This window comes from Agrobacterium burrii (assembly GCF_017313405.1).
Lineage (GTDB): Bacteria > Pseudomonadota > Alphaproteobacteria > Rhizobiales > Rhizobiaceae > Agrobacterium > Agrobacterium burrii.
Genome location: NZ_JAFLNA010000010.1, coordinates 22,651 through 41,628 on the forward strand (window position 1 = coordinate 22,651; position 18,978 = coordinate 41,628).

The window sequence follows — 18,978 nt, forward strand, 5'->3', positions numbered from 1 at the left end:
ATGAAATCCCACCGATGGACAGGATTGCCGCGTTGCGATAGTCGGCAATGAGAGTGCGTGTGCAAGGGAGCATTTCATGATCGGACTAGTGCTTGTCACCCATGGCAAGCTGGCTGAGGAATTTCGCCATGCGTTGGAGCATGTCGTTGGTCCCCAGAAATTGATCGAGACGGTTTGTATCGGTCCCGAAGACGACATGGATCAGCGCCGGCAGGATATCATCGACGCCGTTGCGCGCGCCAATGATGGCAATGGTGTCATCATCCTGACGGACATGTTCGGCGGCACACCATCCAATCTTGCAATCTCCGTCATGAATAACGGCAATGTCGAAGTCATCGCCGGGGTCAATCTTCCCATGTTGATCAAGCTTGCCGGCGTTCGCAGCGAAGACAACATGGACAAAGCCCTGCAGGATGCATCCGATGCCGGCCGCAAATATATCAACGTCGCCAGCCGCGTTTTGAGCGGCAAGTGAGAAGTCAGCCCATGTCGCCTCTCTCCCGGGAATTGCCGATCATCAACAAGCGCGGTCTCCACGCTCGGGCATCTGCGAAATTCGTGCAGATGGTCGAGGGGTTCGACGCGACGATCACGGTTTCCAAGGACGGCATGACCGTCGGCGGCACCTCCATCATGGGGCTGATGATGCTGGCGGCCAGCCCCGGCTGCAGCGTTTATGTCGAAGCAAGCGGCAACCAGGCCGTGGAGGCGCTGGCCGCACTGGAAGCTCTGGTGGCAGACCGCTTCGGCGAGGAAGCCTGAGCCGGCGACATATAAAGACATAAAGACCTCTTTATATCATCATTGCCAGATCGTTTGTGGCCTGCTAAACCGCTGCTACGTTTAAAAGCCGGGCCAACAGGCGCGGCATTTCTGATCTGGAGAACTTCATGAGCCTTGAGAAGGACTACATCGTCGCCGACATCAACCTTGCCGCATTCGGCCGCAAGGAACTGGACATCGCCGAAACCGAAATGCCCGGCCTGATGTCCTGCCGCAAGGAGTTCGGCGAAAGCAAGCCGCTCAAGGGCGCACGTATCACCGGCTCCCTTCACATGACGATCCAGACCGGCGTTCTCATCGAAACGCTGAAGGAACTCGGCGCGGACGTTCGCTGGGCCTCCTGCAACATCTTCTCGACGCAGGATCATGCGGCAGCGGCCATTGCAGCAGCCGGCATTCCGGTCTTCGCCGTCAAGGGCGAAACACTGACGGAATATTGGGAATATACCGACAAGATTTTCCAGTGGACCGATGGCGGCCTCTCGAACATGATCCTCGACGATGGCGGCGATGCCACCATGTACATCCTGCTTGGCGCGCGCGCCGAAGCCGGTGAGGACGTTTTGTCCAACCCCGGCTCTGAGGAAGAGGAAATTCTCTTCGCGCAGATCAACAAGCGCCTGAAGGCTTCTCCCGGCTGGTTCACCAAGCAGCGCGACGCGCTGAAGGGTGTCACGGAAGAAACCACCACCGGCGTTCACCGTCTTTACGATCTCAGCAAGAAGGGCCTGCTGCCCTTCCCGGCGATCAACGTCAATGACAGCGTGACCAAGTCGAAGTTCGACAACAAATACGGCTGCAAGGAATCGCTGGTGGACGGCATTCGCCGCGCAACCGACGTGATGATGGCCGGCAAGGTCGCCGTCGTCTGCGGCTACGGCGATGTTGGCAAGGGTTCTGCGGCCTCGCTGCAGGGCGCCGGCGCCCGCGTGAAGGTCACCGAAATCGACCCGATCTGCGCGCTTCAGGCTGCCATGGACGGTTTTGAGGTCGTTCGTCTGGAAGATGTCATCTCTTCCGCCGACATCTTCATCACCACCACCGGCAATAAGGACGTGATCCGCATCGAGCATATGCGCGAGATGAAGGACATGGCCATCGTTGGCAATATCGGCCATTTCGACAATGAAATTCAGGTAGCCTCGCTGCGTAACCTGAAGTGGACGAACATCAAGCCGCAGGTCGACATGATCGAGTTCCCGAAGGGCAACCGCATCATTCTTCTGTCCGAAGGCCGCCTGCTGAACCTCGGCAATGCCACCGGCCACCCGTCCTTCGTCATGTCTGCGTCCTTCACCAACCAGGTGCTTGGCCAGATCGAGCTCTTCACCAAGCAGGGCGAATACAAGAACGAAGTTTACGTGCTGCCGAAGCACCTCGACGAGAAGGTCGCGCGCCTTCATCTCGAGAAGCTCGGTGTTCGGCTAACAGAACTTTCCGACATGCAGTCGGATTATATCGGCATCTCCAAGCAGGGTCCGTTCAAGCCTGAACACTACAGATATTAATATCATAGTTAATATCCACTGAAATTACACAATATCTAGATGCCGCGCGCTTGACAAAGCGTGCGGCATCTTTTTTGCGCACTCCCTTTCCGCAGATTTATGAAGGCGGTATTGTCGTCAGACTTGATTCGGACACGCCAAAGGGCGGCGGGGACGAAATGGGATGTCTTGTCGAAGATGCGGCACATAGGACGGAGACAGACCGGGGATGACGGTTCACAATTCGGATCTGCGCGAGCAGACAGTTCAACGCGTTGAAAACACGCAAGCTGGCGTGGCATTGAGCGCGCAGGTTCTGGCGCATTGCCGGCTGGCGATCAGCGCGGTCCGGACAGGTTTTTCGCGACTTCCCGTGCTGATGTCGGGGACGATCCTTGCCGGCTCGGCAAGCGTTGCAATGGCGCAGGACGGCCTTGTGGCAAAGACCGGTGCGCGGCTGTTCTCCTCCGGCGAAACAATCACCTATTCGCTCTTTGTCGGCATGCTTTCGGCAACGCTGTTTTCCGTCGTGTGGCTGGTGCGCCAGCGGGGTAACATCGAGTCGGAAAGCAGCGAATTCCGCAAGGCGCTTGCCGAAACCCACCACAAGATCGCCAAATACGAGGCGCTGATTTCCGACAAGGGCCGACGCATCGTTATCTGGGACGGCGCCGACAAGCGGCCCGAATTTCTGGGACAATTGCCCGTGGAGACCGGTGCGCCGCAGGCGGATCATGATTTTCTAGCCTTCGGGCGCTGGCTGAAACCGTCCTCTGCGAGCCAGCTTGAAAAATCCCTCGAAAAACTTCGCAGCCATGCGCAGAGTTTCGATCTGACCATCGAGACGCAGCGCGGAGAAGTCATTGAAGTTCAAGGCCGGGTTTCCGGCGGCAATGCATTTGCGCGTTTCGTCGCCCTCAACAATCTGCGGGCGGAACTTGCTGAATTGCAGGTGGAGCGGGAGCGCCTGATCGCCTCGGTCTCAACGTTTCAGGACCTTCTGGATTCCATCGAGCAGCCGGTCTGGCGCCGCAATGGCGAAGGTGAGCTGACTTGGGTCAACCATGCCTATGCGCAGGCCGTGGATGCCCGCGATGCCGAACAGGCCGTTCATGAAAAACGCGAGCTGCTGAACACCGTTACCCGGCAGAAGATACGCGCGGCCGCGACGCCGGAATCACCCTATCATGACCGCATTTCGACTGTGGTTTCCGGCAACCGCACCTTCTTCGACGTCGTGGATATCAAGACAGCGGCTGGTTCGGCCGGCATGGCCATCGATGCCACCGAGACGGAAACCATCAGCGAGGAACTCAAGCGGGTTCTCAAGAGTCATGCCGAAACGCTGGATCATCTGGCGACGCCCGTTGCCATTTTCGACGGTCGGCAGCGGCTGCAATTCTACAATCAGGCTTTTGCGACCCTTTGGGGTTTCGATCTGGTTTTCCTCGAATCCGGTCCTGATAATTCCGAGCTTCTCGACAGACTGCGCACCGCCGGCAAATTGCCCGAGCAGCTCAACTGGAAGAACTGGAAGGAAACGGCGCTCGCCGTTTACCGTTCGCTCGATACCAAAACCGATCTGTGGCACCTGCCGAACGGCCAGACGCTGCGCGTAATCGCGACCGCCCATCCGCAGGGTGGCGCGACCTGGGTTTTTGAAAACCTGACCGAACAGGTCGACCTGCAGATGCGCTACAACACGCTGGTGAAGGTACAGGGCGAAACCATCGACCATCTGGCCGAAGGTGTCGCCGTGTTCGGTGCGGATGGCCGCATTCGCCTGTCCAACCCGGCATTCCGGGCGCTCTGGGGTGTAACCTCCGAGCAGGCGGAAACAGGCACCCACATCCGCGCCATCGAAACCGCCTGCACACAATCCTATGACAGGCCAGATGGCTGGCGCGCCTTCAGCCAGTTCATTACCAGCTTCGATGATGAGCGCCCGTCCAAACAGGGCACGCTCGAACTGCTCTCCGGTCTCGTACTCGATTTCGCCATCATTCCGCTGCCGGATGCGCAGACCATGCTGACCTTCGTCAACATGACCGACAGCGTGCGGGCGGAACGGGCACTCAAGGAGAAGAACGACGCACTTCTGAAGGCCGACGAGCTGAAGAACGATTTCGTGCAGCATGTTTCCTACGAATTGCGCTCGCCACTGACGAATATTATCGGTTTCACCGATCTCCTGAAGACACCCGGCATTGGACAATTGACGGACCGGCAGGCGGAATATCTCGACCATATTTCCACTTCGTCCTCAGTACTTTTGACCATCGTCAACGATATTCTCGATCTTGCGACCGTCGATGCCGGCATCATGCAGCTGAATTATTCGGACAATGATCTGAACGAATTGCTCGAAGACGTTTCGATGCAGATCGCCGACCGGCTGCAGGAAAGCGGCATTTCGCTTGAAATCATCGCGCCGGCCCATCTCGGTAGCCTGGTGGCAGATCACCAGCGCCTGAAGCAGATCCTCATCAAGCTCCTGACCAATGCGATCAATTTCGCACCTGAAGGCTCTGCCGTTGAACTGTCGTGCCAGCGTAGTGAAGGCGATTTCCTGTTCTCGGTGGCGGACAAAGGGCCTGGCATTCCCGAAGATATGCTGAAAACCGTCTTCGACCGCTTCGAGACGCGTGGCAATGGCGGGCGGCAAACCGGCGCTGGGCTTGGCCTTTCCATCGTCGAAAGCTTTGTCAGCCTCCATCACGGCACGGTCAGCATCGACAGCCGGCCCGGCAACGGCACCGTCGTCACCTGCCGCATTCCTTCCGGCGCGCGCCCGCATTCCATCGCCGCAGAATGAGCGAAGACGCCTTGCCGATCACTATTTCCCTTGAGGGAGAAGAAGATACCATCAGGCTCGGTGAAGACCTCGCGCTGGCATTGAAACCCGGCGATTGTCTGGCGCTTATCGGCGATCTCGGCGCCGGCAAATCGACGCTTGCCCGTGCCTTCATCCGGGCGATGGCGGATGAACCCGATCTCGAGGTTCCAAGCCCCACCTTCACGATCATCCAGACCTATGCCGCCCGCATTCCCGTCGCCCATCTCGATCTCTACCGTCTTTCAGACGTTTCCGAGCTGGATGAGCTCGGCATTGACGAGATGCTGGAAGACGGCATCTGCCTGATCGAGTGGCCGGACATCGCCGCCGAGATTCTGCCACCGGACCAGACCGTCTCGCTCCGGCTGACGCATTCCGGCGAGGGGCGGCTGGCCTCCATCGAGGCTCCGGCACAACTGAAAACGCGGCTTGAGCGTGTTTTCGCCATTCGCGAATTCCTCACAAAAAATGGCAGGGGCGATGCGACCCGCCGTTTTCTGAGCGGTGACGCTTCCACACGCGCTTACGAGACCGTTTCCACGACTGGTCCGGACCTTATCCTGATGGACTGGCGACGCCCCTTGAGAGGCGCGATCATTGCCGATGGCAAAACCTATGCGGAAATAGCCCATCTGGCCCAGGATGCGCGCTCGTTCATGGCGATCGGCGAGTATCTGCGAAACAGCGGCTTTTGCGCGCCGGAGCTTCTGGCAGCGGATATCGATCAGGGTATTCTCCTGCTGGAGGATTTGGGGCGCGACGGGGTGCTTGCGCCGGACGGAACGCCGATAGAAGAACGTTATCTGCAGAGCGTCGCCTGCCTCGCAGCCCTTCATCGGACCCCGCGACCCGACCTGCTGCCGGTGAGTGACGGCAGCAGCTATGAGGTTCCCCCCTTCGACCGGAAGGCGATGAAGATCGAAGTCTCGCTGCTGGCGGATTGGTATCTTCCCCACAAACGCGGCAAGCCCCTCACCGATAGCGAGAAGAGCGACTATGACGCCCTGTGGGATAGCCTGATCGACTCGCTCGCTGATTGTGAAACAGGGCTGCTGCTGCGCGATTTCCATTCGCCCAACCTTCTCTGGCAGGTGCAGAATAGCGGCATCCAGCAGGTCGGTCTGATCGATTTTCAGGACGCGATGATCGGCCCGACCGCTTATGACCTCGCCTCCATCGTGCAGGATGCCCGGGTTACCATTGAGCCCGAACTGCAGGCGCGTCTGTTTTCGCATTATCTTGAGTGCAGAAGAGTAAAGTCTTCTTTCGATGAGACCGCTTTCCTCAAGGCTTTCGCCATCATGTCGGCGCAGCGCAATTGCAAGCTTGCCGGTATCTGGGTGAGACTGTTGGAACGGGATCGAAAACCCGGTTATATGAAACATATGCCGAGGACGTTCCGCTATCTTGCCGCAGCGCTTTCGCATCCGGAACTTGCGCCTCTTCGAGACTGGTGTGTCCGTATGGGCATGGAATTCAACGACTGAAAGACGGTTGCCGACGATGACGATCAAAAACGCGATGGTGCTGGCCGCCGGGCTTGGCACGCGGATGCGCCCGATCACCGATACGATCCCGAAGCCGCTCGTCAAGATCGCCGGTAAGCCGATGATCGACTATGCGCTCGATGCCCTTATCGAGGCCGGAGCGGAGAAGATCGTCGTCAACGTGCATCACCATGCCGACCAGATGTTCGCCCATCTCGAAAGCCGCACCGACGCGGAAATCCTGATTTCCGATGAGCGGTCGCAGCTGATGAATTCCGGTGGCGGGCTTGCCAAGGGCCTGAAACTGCTGGAACCCGGCCCGGTCTTTGTCATGAATGCCGATCTTTTCTGGATAGGCGAGCAGTTGAATGCGGTCAGCAATCTGCGCAAGCTTGCGTATTTCTTCGATTCTGCGCGCATGGACATGGCGCTGCTTTGCGTCGACATGGATCGCACCACCGGCCATAACGGCAAGAGGGATTTCAACCTCTCCGATGAGGGGAAACTGGTGCGGTATCGCGACGGCGACCCGAACCCGGTGGTTTATGCCGGCGCCATCGCCATGGATTCAAGCCTGCTGAACGATGCGCCAGCCGATGCCTTCAACCTCAATATCTATTTCGACCGCGCCATTAAAAATGACCGGCTTTTCGGGCTTTCGCTTGACGGCCACTGGATCACCGTCGGCACGCCCGATGCCATAGACGACGCTGAAATCATCATCCGGCAATTCAGGGAAAAACGCTCTGCATGACCACGTCCCGCCACGAAAAGCGCGTCCTGACGATCGCCGCGGGAACAGCGTTCCTCAAAACGCTCGCTGAAACGCTGTGTGACGGGACACTGACAGCCGGCTATAGATATGACGCTGCGGATCCGCTTTCGCTCGCCAAGGTGACGATCTATGTACCGACGCGACGCTCCGCCCGTGTGCTGCGCTCGGAATTCGTCGATCTTCTGGGCGGGCGGTCCGCCATTCTGCCGCTGATCCGGCCGCTCGGCGAAACGGATGACGATAGCGGCTTCTTCGATATCGAAAATCCTGAAATTATGGATCTGGCGCCGCCGATTTCCGGCACCGGCCGGCTGATCGAACTGGCGCGTCTTATTCTGGCCTGGCGCAACAGCCTGCCGGACGCCATCCGGGCGATCCATTTGGACTCACCGCTCGTCGCGCCCGCCAGCCCCGCCGATGCCATATGGCTGGCGCGTGCGCTTGGCGAGGTGATCGATGCCATGGATACGGAAGAAAAGGACTGGGAAGCGCTTCAGCATCTCGACACCGGCGAACATGCGCAATGGTGGCAGCTAACGGCGGATTTCCTGAAGATCGCCAGCGTCTTCTGGCCCGCGCGCCTTGCCGAACTCAACCGCTCTTCGGCCGGCCGGCATCGAAACGGCATCTTACGGGCCGAGGCAAACCGACTTGCCAATTTGCCGGATACGGGACCGATCATCGTGGCCGGGTCTACCGGCTCCATTCCGGCCGCAGCCGACCTCATCGCCGCCGTTGCCGCCTTGCCGCAGGGCGTCGTTGTGCTTCCGGGGCTTGATCTTGCCATGCCGGAAGAGCAATGGGAGGCAATTGCCGAAGACCCAGCCGACCCTTCGAGCCGCACCCATTCGCAATACGGGCTTTACATGCTGCTGCAAAAGCTTGGCATGCTGCGGGACGATGTGGTTCAGATTGGCGTCATCGATGGCGATCTCGAAAAGCGCGCGGCCGTTTTTTCGGCAGCACTCGCACCGGCCAAATCCACCAGCGACTGGAACCGCTGGCGCGAGGACAGGCATCCCGGATTTTTCGACGATGCTTTTGCGGCAGCAACCCTGATAGAAGCCGCCAACGAGCGCGAAGAAGCGACCGCCATCGCGGTGGCGCTCAGACTGGCGCTTGAAGCGCCGGGCGATGGACGTCCTTCGCAAGCAGCGCTGATCACCCCCGATCGCGGTCTGGCGCGACGCGTTGCAACGGAACTGCAACGCTTTGGCATCGAAGCCGACGACTCGGCCGGCACGCCACTGTCCGCCACGCCGCAGGCGGGGCTGACACAATTGGCACTGGAAGCGATTTTGAGACCCGGAGACCCGGTGCCGATCATTTCGCTTCTGAAACATCCGCTCGCCCGTTTCGGGCTATCTCCGGAAGCTTTTGCGAAAGCATCAAAGGCACTGGAGCTGATCGCGCTGCGCGGCGGCCGGGTCGAAACCGAAATCGGCAATCTGGAAGCAGTTCTGGATGCGCAGCTGGTGGCACAGCGCGATGACCGGCATCCACCCGCATGGCGGCTGGCGCTGCCGGAGGGAAGCGTCGAAGCCGCGCGTGATCTGGCCCGCCGCATGGCCGTTTCGACAGAGCCGCTCAGCAGCGCATTTGTGCGCCGCGACCGGTCGGGCCGATCTTTCACCGATAAATTGCCGCTCTCCGACTGGGCGAAACGCACCGGCCGGGTAATCGAAGCGGTCTGTGCAGATGAAAACGACGATCTTGCTGCCTTGTGGTCCGGTGAAGCGGGCGACAAGCTTTCCGAGCTGTTTGGTGAACTGATGGAGAGCGGCGAAATCCTCGACGCAGACGGGCCGCAATGGGCAGATATTTTCGCAGCGCTGGTGGCCGGCGAATCGATCAAGCCGCGCTCCATGCGCCATCCGCGCATTTTCATCTTCGGTGCGCTCGAGGCGCGGTTGCAAAGTCTCGACACCGTCGTCATCGGCGGCCTCAATGAAGGCCTCTGGCCCGGTCAGACGGCGAATAATCCGTTTCTGTCCCGCAGCATGAAAACCGCGATCGGACTGGAGCCGCCGGAACGGCGCATCGGCCAGCTGGCGCATGACTTCGAGATGGCGAACGGCACCCGGCAGATTTTTTACACCCGGGCGCTGAGGCAAGGCTCTACGCCCGCCGTCGCCTCGCGCTGGCTGCAACGTCTTCTGGCGCTGGGCGGCGAGGATTTTGCCGACAAGCTGAAAAAGCGGGGCGAGACCTATCGTCATTGGGCCGGCCTGATGGATGAAAGCATCGAGCAGGAGCCGGCAAAACGCCCTGCCCCGAAGCCGCCTGCCGATCTGCAACCGAAGAGCTATTCCTTCAGCGAAGTAGGACGGCTGCGCCGCGATCCCTATTCGATCTATGCGCGGCGCATTCTGAAGCTGGATCCGCTCGATCCGTTCAACCGCGACCCAAATGCGGCCGATCGCGGCACGCTCTACCACGCGATCATCGAGCGTTATTCGCGTGAGGGGCACATTCCCGGCACGCCGGCTTCTCACGAGGCCATGCAGCGCATTCTGGACGAATGTTTCGACGCGGAAGGCCTTCCCTCCCATGTCGATGTCATCTGGCGTCCTCGTTTCGAGGCCGTGGCCCGCGCCTTCATTGACTGGGAGAGAGAACGTCATCCATCCATCCGCCAAAGCTTCTTCGAAGCGCGCGCCGGACAGGAAATCGCCGAGGCGGGAATAAGGTTGACGGGCATTGCCGACCGCATCGACATCAAGACCGGCGGTCAGGCGGATATTATCGATTACAAGACCGGACTTGCGCCTTCGGTCAATCAGGCCCGCGCGCTGCTCGACCCGCAGCTTGCCTTGGAAGCAGCGGCGCTGATGCGCGGCGCGTTCCGGGAGACGGGTGCGCAAACACCGGACAACCTCATCTATGTGCGTTTGCGGCCGGGTGATCGTTTTTTTGCCGATCAGGTGAATAACGAGCATTCCACCCGGAGCAGCAAAAAAGCGCCGAAATCCGCCATTGAACTGGCGACGGAATCGATCGACCAGCTGGCCAAATTCGTGCGTTCGTTGCGGGACGGTGAAAACGGTTTCGCCTCTCGGCTGGTGCCAGAGGAGCAACAATCCTATGGCGGGGAATATGACCATCTCGCCCGTGTTTCGGAATGGTCAACGGCAGAACCGGGAGACGGCGATGACGATTGATGCCATCGATCACGGCCCGGCCGCTGACACCCCTCAAAGCTGGATCGACTGGACGAGCGCCCGGCAGCGGCTTGCCTCTGACCCGGCAAGTTCCGCCTGGGTTTCGGCCAATGCCGGTTCCGGCAAGACGCATGTGTTGACCCAGCGCGTTATCCGCCTGCTTCTGGCCGGCTGCCGTCCTTCGGCGATCTTATGCCTTACCTATACCAAGGCGGCCGCGTCTGAAATGTCGAGCCGTGTCTTCGACCGGCTGGCGGAGTGGGCAACTTTGCCGGATACCGATCTTGGGGATCGTATCACGGCCATCGAAGGCAAAACACCGGATCGTCTCAAGCTTGCAGAAGCGCGGCGGTTATTCGCCAAGGCGCTGGAAACGCCGGGCGGGCTGAAAATCCAGACGATCCACGCTTTCTGCGAGGCCTTGCTGCATCAGTTTCCGCTGGAAGCCAATGTCGCCGGTCACTTTTCCGTTCTCGATGATCGTGCAGCAACTACCCTCTTGGCCGAAGCGCGCCGGTCGCTTTTGACAGCTGTTTCAACGGAAGGCGACACGGCACTGGCACAGGCGCTTGCCTATGTGCTTGATCTTGCCGACGAGAGCGGGTTGGAGTCTCTTCTCTCAGCCATCATCACCAATCGCAGCGCCCTTCGCGCCTTTCTGCTGGAGGCAAAACAATCCGGCAGCATCGATGCCCGTTTGCGGCAGGCGATGCAGATCGACGATGGGGAAACCGAGGAAACGGCCGCAGCGGCCTTCTGGCCCCTGCCCGGCCTTTCCGGGCTGGCGCTCGACACCTATCTGACGCTTGCCGATGAGGTGGGCGGATCGCGCGTCATCGACGTCGCTTATGCCCTGCGGGAAGCCAAGCGGCAGTCGGACCCCGTGCGGCGGATGGAGTTCATCGAAGCTGCGCTATTAACGGCCAAGGGCGAGAAGAAATCGGATGCCTATGTCATCAACAAGGGCATGCAGAAATCCGCACCTGATCTTGTCGACGCGCTGACGCTGGCGCGCGATCATGTCGTTGCCTGCCGCAACCGTTACCGTCTGGTGCGCATGCTCGGCGCGACGAAATGCGCGCTTGTTCTGGCCGAAAGGCTGATCGGCGATTTCGAAGACTTGAAAAAGCAGCGAAGCCAACTCGATTTCGAAGATCTGATCGAACGTGCCGCCAATCTCCTCAACCGTGATACGGCCGGCGCTTGGGTGCATTACAAGCTCGATCAGGGCATCGATCATATTCTCGTCGACGAGGCGCAGGATACCAGCCCGGTACAATGGTCGATCATCCAGTCGTTGGCGGCGGATTTCTTCACCGGCGAGAGCGCTCGCATGGGTCGGCGCACGCTGTTTGCCGTGGGTGATGAAAAACAGTCGATCTATTCGTTTCAGGGCGCGCGGCCGGAACGGTTTTCGCAGGAGCGCGACGAAACCAAAAGGCGCGTCGATCAGGTGGAGCAGGACTTTCACCGCATCCGCCTGCCGCTCTCCTTCCGTTCGACGGAAGATGTGCTGGCCGCTGTCGATCAAGTGTTCTCTGACCCGAAAAACGCCAGTGGCCTCAGCGCCGATAACGAGCCTGTCGAACATCGCTCCAACCGCGCCGGGCATCCCGGCACCGTGGAAGTGTGGGACATGGTGGCGCCGGAAACCGCCGATGACGAAGAGGACTGGACCGCGCCTTTCGATGCATTGAGGGAAAGCGCACCTGCCACCATCGTCGCCCGCCGGATCGCTGCGCGGATCGCCAACATGATCGGAAGCGAAACTATTATCGAAAAAGGCGTGGAACGCGCCGTCGAAGCGGGCGACATTCTGGTGCTGGTCAGAAAACGCCACGCCTTCGTTAATGCGCTGACTCGGGAGCTGAAACGACGCAAGAACATTCCCGTTGCCGGTGCGGACCGACTTCGCCTGACCGACCACATTGCCGTGCAGGATCTTCTGGCGCTCGGCCGGTTCGTCGTCTTGCCGGAGGACGATCTTTCCCTGGCGGCGCTGCTGAAGAGCCCACTCTTCAACCTGACGGAAGATGACGTGTTCAACGTCGCGGCAACGCGATCGGAAACGGAGAGTGTCTGGCTGCGGCTGCACGTGCTTTCGCAGGAAGAAAACAGCCGCTTCGTACCGGTTGTCAGCAAGCTAGAAAACTTCATCGCACTTTCAAAAACCGCAACGGTGCATGATTTCTTCGCAGCGGTTCTGACCCTGCATGATGGGCGCAAGAAGTTCCTCGGGCGACTTGGCAACGAGGCCAGCGACGTTCTCGACGAATTCCTGTCCTTTGCTCTCGACCATGAAAGAACCGGCCTGCCCGGCCTGCAGGCCTTTCTCTCCGTTCTGGAAACCGATTCGCCCGAGGTGAAGCGCGAGCAGGACAAGGATCGCGGCGAAGTGCGGATCATGACCGTGCATGCCTCCAAGGGCCTTGAAGCGCCGGTCGTTTTCGTCGTTGATGGTGGTTCGAAAGCCTTCAACCACAGCCATGTGCCGAAACTGCGCTTCGTCGAGGCGGATGGGGACGCCGTCCCTGTCTGGCTGCCCGGCAGCGGCTTTTCAAATCATCTCATTCGTTCGGATGAAGAACGCCTGAAGATAGCCGCGGAAGACGAATATCGCCGGCTGCTTTATGTGGCGATGACCCGCGCAGCCGATCATCTGGTCGTCTGCGGTTATCGCGGCCAGAAAGAAAACCCCGAATGCTGGCATGCGATCGTCAAGGCGGCGCTTGCAGATAATCAGGATCACTGCCAGCCGCAGCAGTTCGTGGCCGACGGCGAGGAATGGCAGGGGCTTGTCTGGCGCAAGTCCAAGGCTCGCCCGACATCTGCCCCGCAAAGGTTGCCAGAACCGCAGAGGCAGGAAGAATACGCTCTTCCGGCGGGACTTCTCACCCCCTTGCCGGCCCTGCCCTCACTGCCCAGGCCGCTCAGCCCTTCGGGCGCGGGCACGATCATCGATGATGGGGCGGACGATCTTGCCGTGCGTTCACCACTGTTCGGCGAAAAGGCCGATGTCTCCTCTCTGGCGCTGCAACGGGGCCGGCTGGTGCATCGCATGCTGCAGGCCCTGCCGGATTTCGCCGAGATTGAACGGGAAGACGCAGCCCGCCGGTATGCGGAACGCGCGGCCCGTTTCTGGCCGGCTGCCGAGCGGGAACATCTGATACAGGCGGTTTTGCGGGTCATCTCCGAACCGGCAGTGCAATCGGCTTTTGCAGACAACAGCCGTGCCGAAGTATCCATCATGGGCACGATGGCGATCGGCCGGCAGCAATATGCCGTTTCCGGCCGCATCGACCGGCTGGCGGTGGATGGTGATCGCGTCATTCTGGTGGATTACAAGACCAACCGCGTTCCACCGCGCGACGTGCGCGAGATACCCTTTTCTCACACAGCACAGCTCGCCATCTATCGCGAAATTCTCGCACCGCTTTATCCTGGCAAAGAATTTGTCTGCGCGCTGATCTATACGGAAAATGCTAGCTTTATCCGGGTTGACGACGATGCCATGATGCAGGCTCTTGTCGCAATAAAGACAAAGTGAGATACCGGGCATTGAAATTTCGACGCGCCCGTATCACATCGATAAAGAAAAAGTTTAGCTGAAAGGAGAGCCAGATATGGCTACCGTAAAAGTCGACGCCGCCAACTTCCAGTCCGAAGTCCTCGAATCCTCCGAACCCGTTGTGGTGGATTTCTGGGCCGAATGGTGCGGCCCGTGCAAGATGATCGCGCCGAGCCTGGAAGAAATTTCGTCCGAGCTTGCAGGCAAGGTCAAGGTCGCAAAGCTCAATATCGACGAAAATCCGGAGTTGGCCGCTCAGTTCGGCGTGCGCTCGATCCCGACCCTTGCGATTTTCAAGGGCGGCGAAGTGGCTGACATCAAGGTTGGCGCTGCACCCAAGACAGCGCTTTCCGCCTGGATTTCCGGCGCCGCATAAGCTGTTTTTCAGGGAATGAAAAAAGCCCGGCATCACTGCCGGGCTTTTTTATTGGGGAACCGTACCGTTCAAAGAAAGAGCGTTTCCGGCAAGATAAAGCGATCCGCCGATGAGAATGCGCGGCGGCGGCCCTTCCGGATCGAAACGGCGGGAAAGCTCATCCAGCGCCTCGGTGAGAGATGAGGTCGGTGCCGCAACCAGCCCGGCATCGAAGGCCGCATGGGCGAGCACGACGGGATCGATCGCCGCATCAGTGCCGCCGATCGGCACGGTGAAGACATATTCGGCAATATCGGCGAAAGCCTTGAAATAGCCTACCGGGTCCTTGGTATTGATCATGCCGGCGATGATGAACAGCGGCCGGGGCGTCTTTTCCTCAAACCCTGCCATGGCCTCGGCAATGACTTCGCCAGCGCCGGGGTTATGACCGCCATCGATCCAGATTTCCGCATCCTTCGGGGCCATTTCGGCAATCCTGCCGGTCTGGATACGCTGCAGACGGCCGGGCCATTCCACTGACGTCATGGCCTTTTCGATCATCCGCTCCGTCACTTCGAAACCCGCAGCCTTGACGGCGCGGATGGCGGCGGCGGCATTGGCAAGCTGGTGGCGGCCGGGAAGCCGCGGCAGCGGTGCATCGGTCAAGCCGAACTCATCCTGATAGACCATGCGGCCAAATTCTTCATGGGCGGAAAAATCCTGCCCGTAGACCGACACGGGGCAACCGAGCCGCTCAGCCGTCGCAACAAGCGTTTCCAGCGCCGCATCATATTCCTGATGGCCGATGACGACGGGAGAACCCGACTTCATGATGCCGGCCTTTTCGGCGGCGATCAGCTCCACGCGGTCGCCGAGATAGGCCTGGTGGTCCAGCGAGATCGGCATGATGACAGACACGGCAGGATTATTGATTACATTGGTCGCATCGAAGCGGCCGCCCAGACCAACCTCGACGACGGCGGCATCGGCGGGCTGTTCCGCAAAGAGCACGAACATTGCGGCGGTCAGAATTTCGAATACCGTTATCATCTGCCCGCCATTGGCAGCTTCAATACGGCGCAGCGCATCCGCAAAGACCTCGTCCTCGACATAACGGCCCTTATCGCCGGCAACGCCGATGCGATACCGTTCATGCCAGTTGACGAGATGCGGAGAGGTATGAACGTGGACGGAAAGACCTGCGGCCTCCAGTAGAGCACGACAAAAGGCCGTGACCGAACCTTTGCCGTTGGTGCCTGCCACATGAATAACGGGCGGCATCCTATTCTGGGGATTGCCGAGTTTTTCGAGAAGACGGGAAATTCTGTCGAGTGAAAGATCGAACCCCTTGGGGTGGAGCTGCATCAGCTCTTCAATGATCTTCTCTGCCTCACTGATCGCGGGCTTCGTCATGTCTTCTATTCGCCTTTCAGGCGTTGTCTTGGCCATTTGTCCGCCGCACCCAAAATGATGAATCATGCAACGTATAACGTCACCCCGAAGGCGTTTTCCCGCCTCCGGGCGACATATTTTTCAATCAGGCCGAAGCGGCGAGCGGAATGACTGCGTTTGCTTCCGCCGGAGCCTTCGTCATGATCTTGAGAAGGCTTGCCAGCGTATCGGGGATTTCGCGGCGGTCGATGACCATGTCCACCATGCCGTGCTCGAACAGATATTCCGATGTCTGGAAGCCTTCCGGCAGTTTTTCGCGGATAGTCTGTTCGATGACGCGTTTGCCGGCGAAGCAGATTTCCGCACCCGGCTCGGCAATATGGACATCGCCCAGCATGGCGTAAGAGGCCGTGACGCCGCCGGTCGTCGGGTTCGTCAGAACCACGATATAGGGCATGCCCGCCTCTTTCAGCATGTTCACCGCAACCGTGGTGCGCGGCAACTGCATCAGCGAGAGAATACCTTCCTGCATGCGGGCACCGCCAGACGCCGGGAACATCACGAGCGGGCAACGCTCGGATATGGCGCGCTCGAAGGCCTTGACGATGGCTTCGCCGGCAGCAATGCCGAGAGAGCCACCCATGAACTGGAATTCATGCACGACGGCAACGATCTTCAGGCCTTTCAGGAGACCGACGCCGGCAAGGATGGTGTCTTCCTGCTCGGTCTTTGTGCGGCTATCACGCAGGCGATCGGTGTATTTCTTGGAATCGCGGAACTTCAATGGGTCCTGCGCCACCTTCGGCTGAGCCAGGGCCTCATAGACGCCGCCATCAAAGAGGTCGGTAAGCCGAGCTTTCGCTGGCATCTTCATGTGATAACCCGAGGCAGGGATAACCCACTTGTTGTCCTCGAGATCCTTATGGAAGACCATCTCACCCGTTTCCGGGCACTTGATCCACAGGTTCTCCGGAACCTCCGGACGGCGGCCAAGCATGGAATTGATCCGGGGCCGAACGTAATTGGTGATCCAGTTCAATCAACTACTCCTTGACTGAGCCGCGCGTTATTCCGCAGCGGCAAGGCGCGACGCACGCACGCCTGTTGAAAGTCCCTTTACCAGCGTCGTGACCGACGGCACGGTATCGGCGGTCGCCTGTCCGTCCTTGGTCAGGCTGCCGGCGATCTGGTTGACGATGGCCGAACCGACCACCACACCATCCGCCACGGCACCGATCGCTTTCGCATGATCGGCCGTCTTGACACCAAAACCGACACAGACCGGCAGTTCCGTATGCGCCTTGATACGACTGACCGCGCCCGAGATCAACGATGGATCAGGAAGTGCGGAACCGGTAATACCGTTCATCGAGACATAATAGACGAAACCTGAGGTATTTTTAAGAACCGCAGGCAGACGCTTGCCATCCGTCGTCGGGGTGGCGAGACGGATGAAATTCACACCCCGCTCAAGAGCCGGAACGCAAAGCTCGTCATCCATTTCCGGCGGCAGATCGACGACGATCAGGCCGTCGACGCCAGCTTCCAGCGCATCTTCCAGAAACCTGTCGACGCCGTAAATATAGATCGGGTTGTAATATCCCATCATCACGATCGGGGTCGCATCGTCTTGCCTGCGGAATTCACGTGCGAGATCGAGCGTGGTTTTCAGTGTCTGGCCGCCTTTCAGCGCCCGCTGTCCGGCCAGCTGGATAGCCGGGCCATCCGCCATCGGATCGGAAAACGGCATGCCGAGTTCGATAATATCGGCGCCCGCTTCCGGCAGCGCCTTCATGATGCCAAGCGAGGTTTCGAAATCCGGGTCACCACCCATGAAATAGGTGATCAGGGCCGGGCGATTTTCAGCGCGCAGATCGGCGAAGCGCTTGTCCATACGTGCAGTCATGGTCTTATACATCCATTCCAAGGAACTTGCTGACGGTGTGGACATCCTTGTCGCCGCGACCAGAGAGGTTCATCAGGATGATCTCATCCTTGCCCATCTTCGGCGCACGCTTGATGACTTCAGCCAGTGCGTGGCTCGGCTCCAGCGCCGGAATGATACCCTCGAGACGGGTCAGCATCTGGAAAGCGTCCAGCGCCTCATGGTCCATGATCGGCACATATTCGACGCGGCCGATATCGTTCAACCAGGAATGTTCAGGCCCGATACCGGGATAATCGAGACCGGCGGAAATGGAGTGGCCTTCCTTGATCTGGCCGTCCTCATCCTGCAGCAGATAGGTGCGGTTGCCGTGCAGAACACCCGGCGAGCCGGCGGTGATCGAAGCGCAATGCTCATCGCCCGAAAGGCCCTTGCCGCCTGCCTCGACGCCGACGATGCGAACGCTCTTGTCGTCGAGGAAAGGATGGAAGATGCCGATGGCGTTCGAGCCGCCGCCGACAGCTGCGATAACCATATCGGGAAGACGGCCTTCCGCCTCCTGCATCTGCGCCTTGGCTTCCTCGCCGATGACGGCCTGGAAATCGCGAACCATTTCCGGATAGGGATGCGGGCCTGCCGCGGTGCCAATCAGATAATAGGTATCATCGACATTGGTGACCCAGTCACGCAGGGCCTCGTTCATCGCGTCCTTCAAGGTGCCGTGACCGGCCGTCACCGGCTTCACTTCAGCGCCCAGAAGCTTCATGCGGAAAACATTCGGGGCCTGACGGGCCACATCCGTCGCACCCATGTAAACGACACAAGGCAAGCCGAAGCGTGCGGCAACGGTGGCCGAGGCAACCCCGTGCTGGCCGGCACCGGTTTCGGCGATGATGCGGGTCTTGCCCATGCGCTTGGCAAGCAGAATCTGGCCGAGGCAATTGTTGATCTTGTGCGAACCGGTGTGGTTCAGCTCTTCGCGCTTGAAATAGATCTTCGCGCCGCCCAGTTCCGCCGTCAGACGCTCCGCGAAATAAAGCGGGCTCGGACGGCCGGTATAGTGCGCGCCGAGATATTTCAGTTGCGCCTGAAATTCTGGATCGGTCTTGGCCTTGTCCCATTCCGCCTGCAAATCCAGAATGAGCGGCATCAGCGTCTCGGCAACGAAGCGGCCTCCGTAAATGCCGAAACGGCCGTCCTCATCGGGACCAGCGCGGAAAGAATTGGGTGTTGGCGCGTCGTTCAC

Annotated in this window: 13 protein-coding genes; 9 read left to right on the plus strand and 4 right to left on the minus strand. The window is 59.5% G+C overall.

Annotated elements, in window-relative coordinates; all coding sequences use genetic code 11:
- Positions 1-76 precede the first annotated feature (76 nt).
- The 9 genes from JZX89_RS18195 to trxA all read left to right on the plus strand — a co-directional run bounded on the left by JZX89_RS18195 (position 77) and on the right by trxA (position 14,476).
- Complete coding sequence (locus JZX89_RS18195; protein ID WP_003505374.1) at positions 77-478, plus strand: PTS sugar transporter subunit IIA; 402 nt, start codon at positions 77-79, stop codon at positions 476-478.
- Positions 479-489: 11 nt separating this feature from the next.
- Entirely contained in the window at positions 490-765 is a 276-nt protein-coding gene (locus JZX89_RS18200) for an HPr family phosphocarrier protein (RefSeq protein WP_149900328.1), read from the plus strand.
- Between the two features lie 128 nt (positions 766-893).
- A complete protein-coding gene (gene ahcY, locus JZX89_RS18205) occupies positions 894-2,294 on the plus strand; it encodes an adenosylhomocysteinase (RefSeq protein WP_149900329.1) in 1,401 nt (466 codons plus the stop codon).
- A 208-nt stretch (positions 2,295-2,502) separates the two neighbouring features.
- A complete protein-coding gene (locus tag JZX89_RS18210) occupies positions 2,503-5,088 on the plus strand; it encodes a sensor histidine kinase (protein WP_207134945.1) in 2,586 nt (861 codons plus the stop codon).
- Positions 5,085-6,596 (plus strand): tRNA (adenosine(37)-N6)-threonylcarbamoyltransferase complex ATPase subunit type 1 TsaE, encoded by a 1,512-nt coding sequence (gene tsaE, locus JZX89_RS18215; RefSeq protein WP_207134946.1) that lies wholly within the window; start codon positions 5,085-5,087, stop codon positions 6,594-6,596. Before JZX89_RS18210 ends, tsaE begins: the two co-directional genes overlap by 4 nt.
- A 16-nt stretch (positions 6,597-6,612) precedes the next feature.
- On the plus strand, positions 6,613-7,350 hold the full coding sequence (locus JZX89_RS18220) for a nucleotidyltransferase family protein (protein WP_207134947.1): 738 nt from the start codon (positions 6,613-6,615) through the stop codon (positions 7,348-7,350).
- The gene (gene addB / locus JZX89_RS18225) at positions 7,347-10,532 is read left to right on the plus strand and encodes a double-strand break repair protein AddB (RefSeq protein WP_207134948.1); all 3,186 of its coding nucleotides are present in this window, start codon (positions 7,347-7,349) and stop codon (positions 10,530-10,532) included. Before JZX89_RS18220 ends, addB begins: the two co-directional genes overlap by 4 nt.
- Positions 10,522-14,079 (plus strand): double-strand break repair helicase AddA, encoded by a 3,558-nt coding sequence (addA, locus tag JZX89_RS18230; RefSeq protein ID WP_207134949.1) that lies wholly within the window; start codon positions 10,522-10,524, stop codon positions 14,077-14,079. Before addB ends, addA begins: the two co-directional genes overlap by 11 nt.
- Before the next feature lie 76 nt (positions 14,080-14,155).
- Entirely contained in the window at positions 14,156-14,476 is a 321-nt protein-coding gene (gene trxA / locus JZX89_RS18235; protein ID WP_045019255.1) for a thioredoxin, read from the plus strand.
- Between the two features lie 48 nt (positions 14,477-14,524).
- Here trxA and JZX89_RS18240 read toward each other — a convergent pair whose 3' ends face one another.
- The 4 genes from JZX89_RS18240 to trpB all read right to left on the minus strand — a co-directional run bounded on the left by JZX89_RS18240 (position 14,525) and on the right by trpB (position 18,978).
- Positions 14,525-15,904, minus strand: a complete 1,380-nt coding sequence (locus JZX89_RS18240; protein WP_207134950.1) for a bifunctional folylpolyglutamate synthase/dihydrofolate synthase — start codon at positions 15,902-15,904, stop codon at positions 14,525-14,527.
- Positions 15,905-15,992: 88 nt separating this feature from the next.
- Positions 15,993-16,886: an acetyl-CoA carboxylase, carboxyltransferase subunit beta gene (accD, locus tag JZX89_RS18245; protein WP_174374367.1), complete on the minus strand. Its 894-nt coding sequence runs from the start codon at positions 16,884-16,886 to the stop codon at positions 15,993-15,995.
- Between the two features lie 27 nt (positions 16,887-16,913).
- Positions 16,914-17,753, minus strand: a complete 840-nt coding sequence (trpA, locus tag JZX89_RS18250; RefSeq protein WP_153515397.1) for a tryptophan synthase subunit alpha — start codon at positions 17,751-17,753, stop codon at positions 16,914-16,916.
- A 4-nt stretch (positions 17,754-17,757) separates the two neighbouring features.
- Positions 17,758-18,978 (minus strand): tryptophan synthase subunit beta, encoded by a 1,221-nt coding sequence (gene trpB, locus JZX89_RS18255; RefSeq protein WP_174374366.1) that lies wholly within the window; start codon positions 18,976-18,978, stop codon positions 17,758-17,760.

Coding starts and splice junctions, on each gene's coding strand:
- JZX89_RS18220 (WP_207134947.1), top strand. CDS start 6,613: ATGACGATCAAAAACGCGATGGTGCTGGCCGCCGGGCTTGGCACGCGG.
- JZX89_RS18240 (WP_207134950.1), bottom strand. CDS start 15,904: ATGGCCAAGACAACGCCTGAAAGGCGAATAGAAGACATGACGAAGCCC.
- JZX89_RS18195 (WP_003505374.1), top strand. CDS start 77: ATGATCGGACTAGTGCTTGTCACCCATGGCAAGCTGGCTGAGGAATTT.
- ahcY (WP_149900329.1), top strand. CDS start 894: ATGAGCCTTGAGAAGGACTACATCGTCGCCGACATCAACCTTGCCGCA.
- addB (WP_207134948.1), top strand. CDS start 7,347: ATGACCACGTCCCGCCACGAAAAGCGCGTCCTGACGATCGCCGCGGGA.
- tsaE (WP_207134946.1), top strand. CDS start 5,085: ATGAGCGAAGACGCCTTGCCGATCACTATTTCCCTTGAGGGAGAAGAA.
- JZX89_RS18200 (WP_149900328.1), top strand. CDS start 490: ATGTCGCCTCTCTCCCGGGAATTGCCGATCATCAACAAGCGCGGTCTC.
- JZX89_RS18210 (WP_207134945.1), top strand. CDS start 2,503: ATGACGGTTCACAATTCGGATCTGCGCGAGCAGACAGTTCAACGCGTT.
- addA (WP_207134949.1), top strand. CDS start 10,522: ATGACGATTGATGCCATCGATCACGGCCCGGCCGCTGACACCCCTCAA.
- trxA (WP_045019255.1), top strand. CDS start 14,156: ATGGCTACCGTAAAAGTCGACGCCGCCAACTTCCAGTCCGAAGTCCTC.
- trpA (WP_153515397.1), bottom strand. CDS start 17,753: ATGACTGCACGTATGGACAAGCGCTTCGCCGATCTGCGCGCTGAAAAT.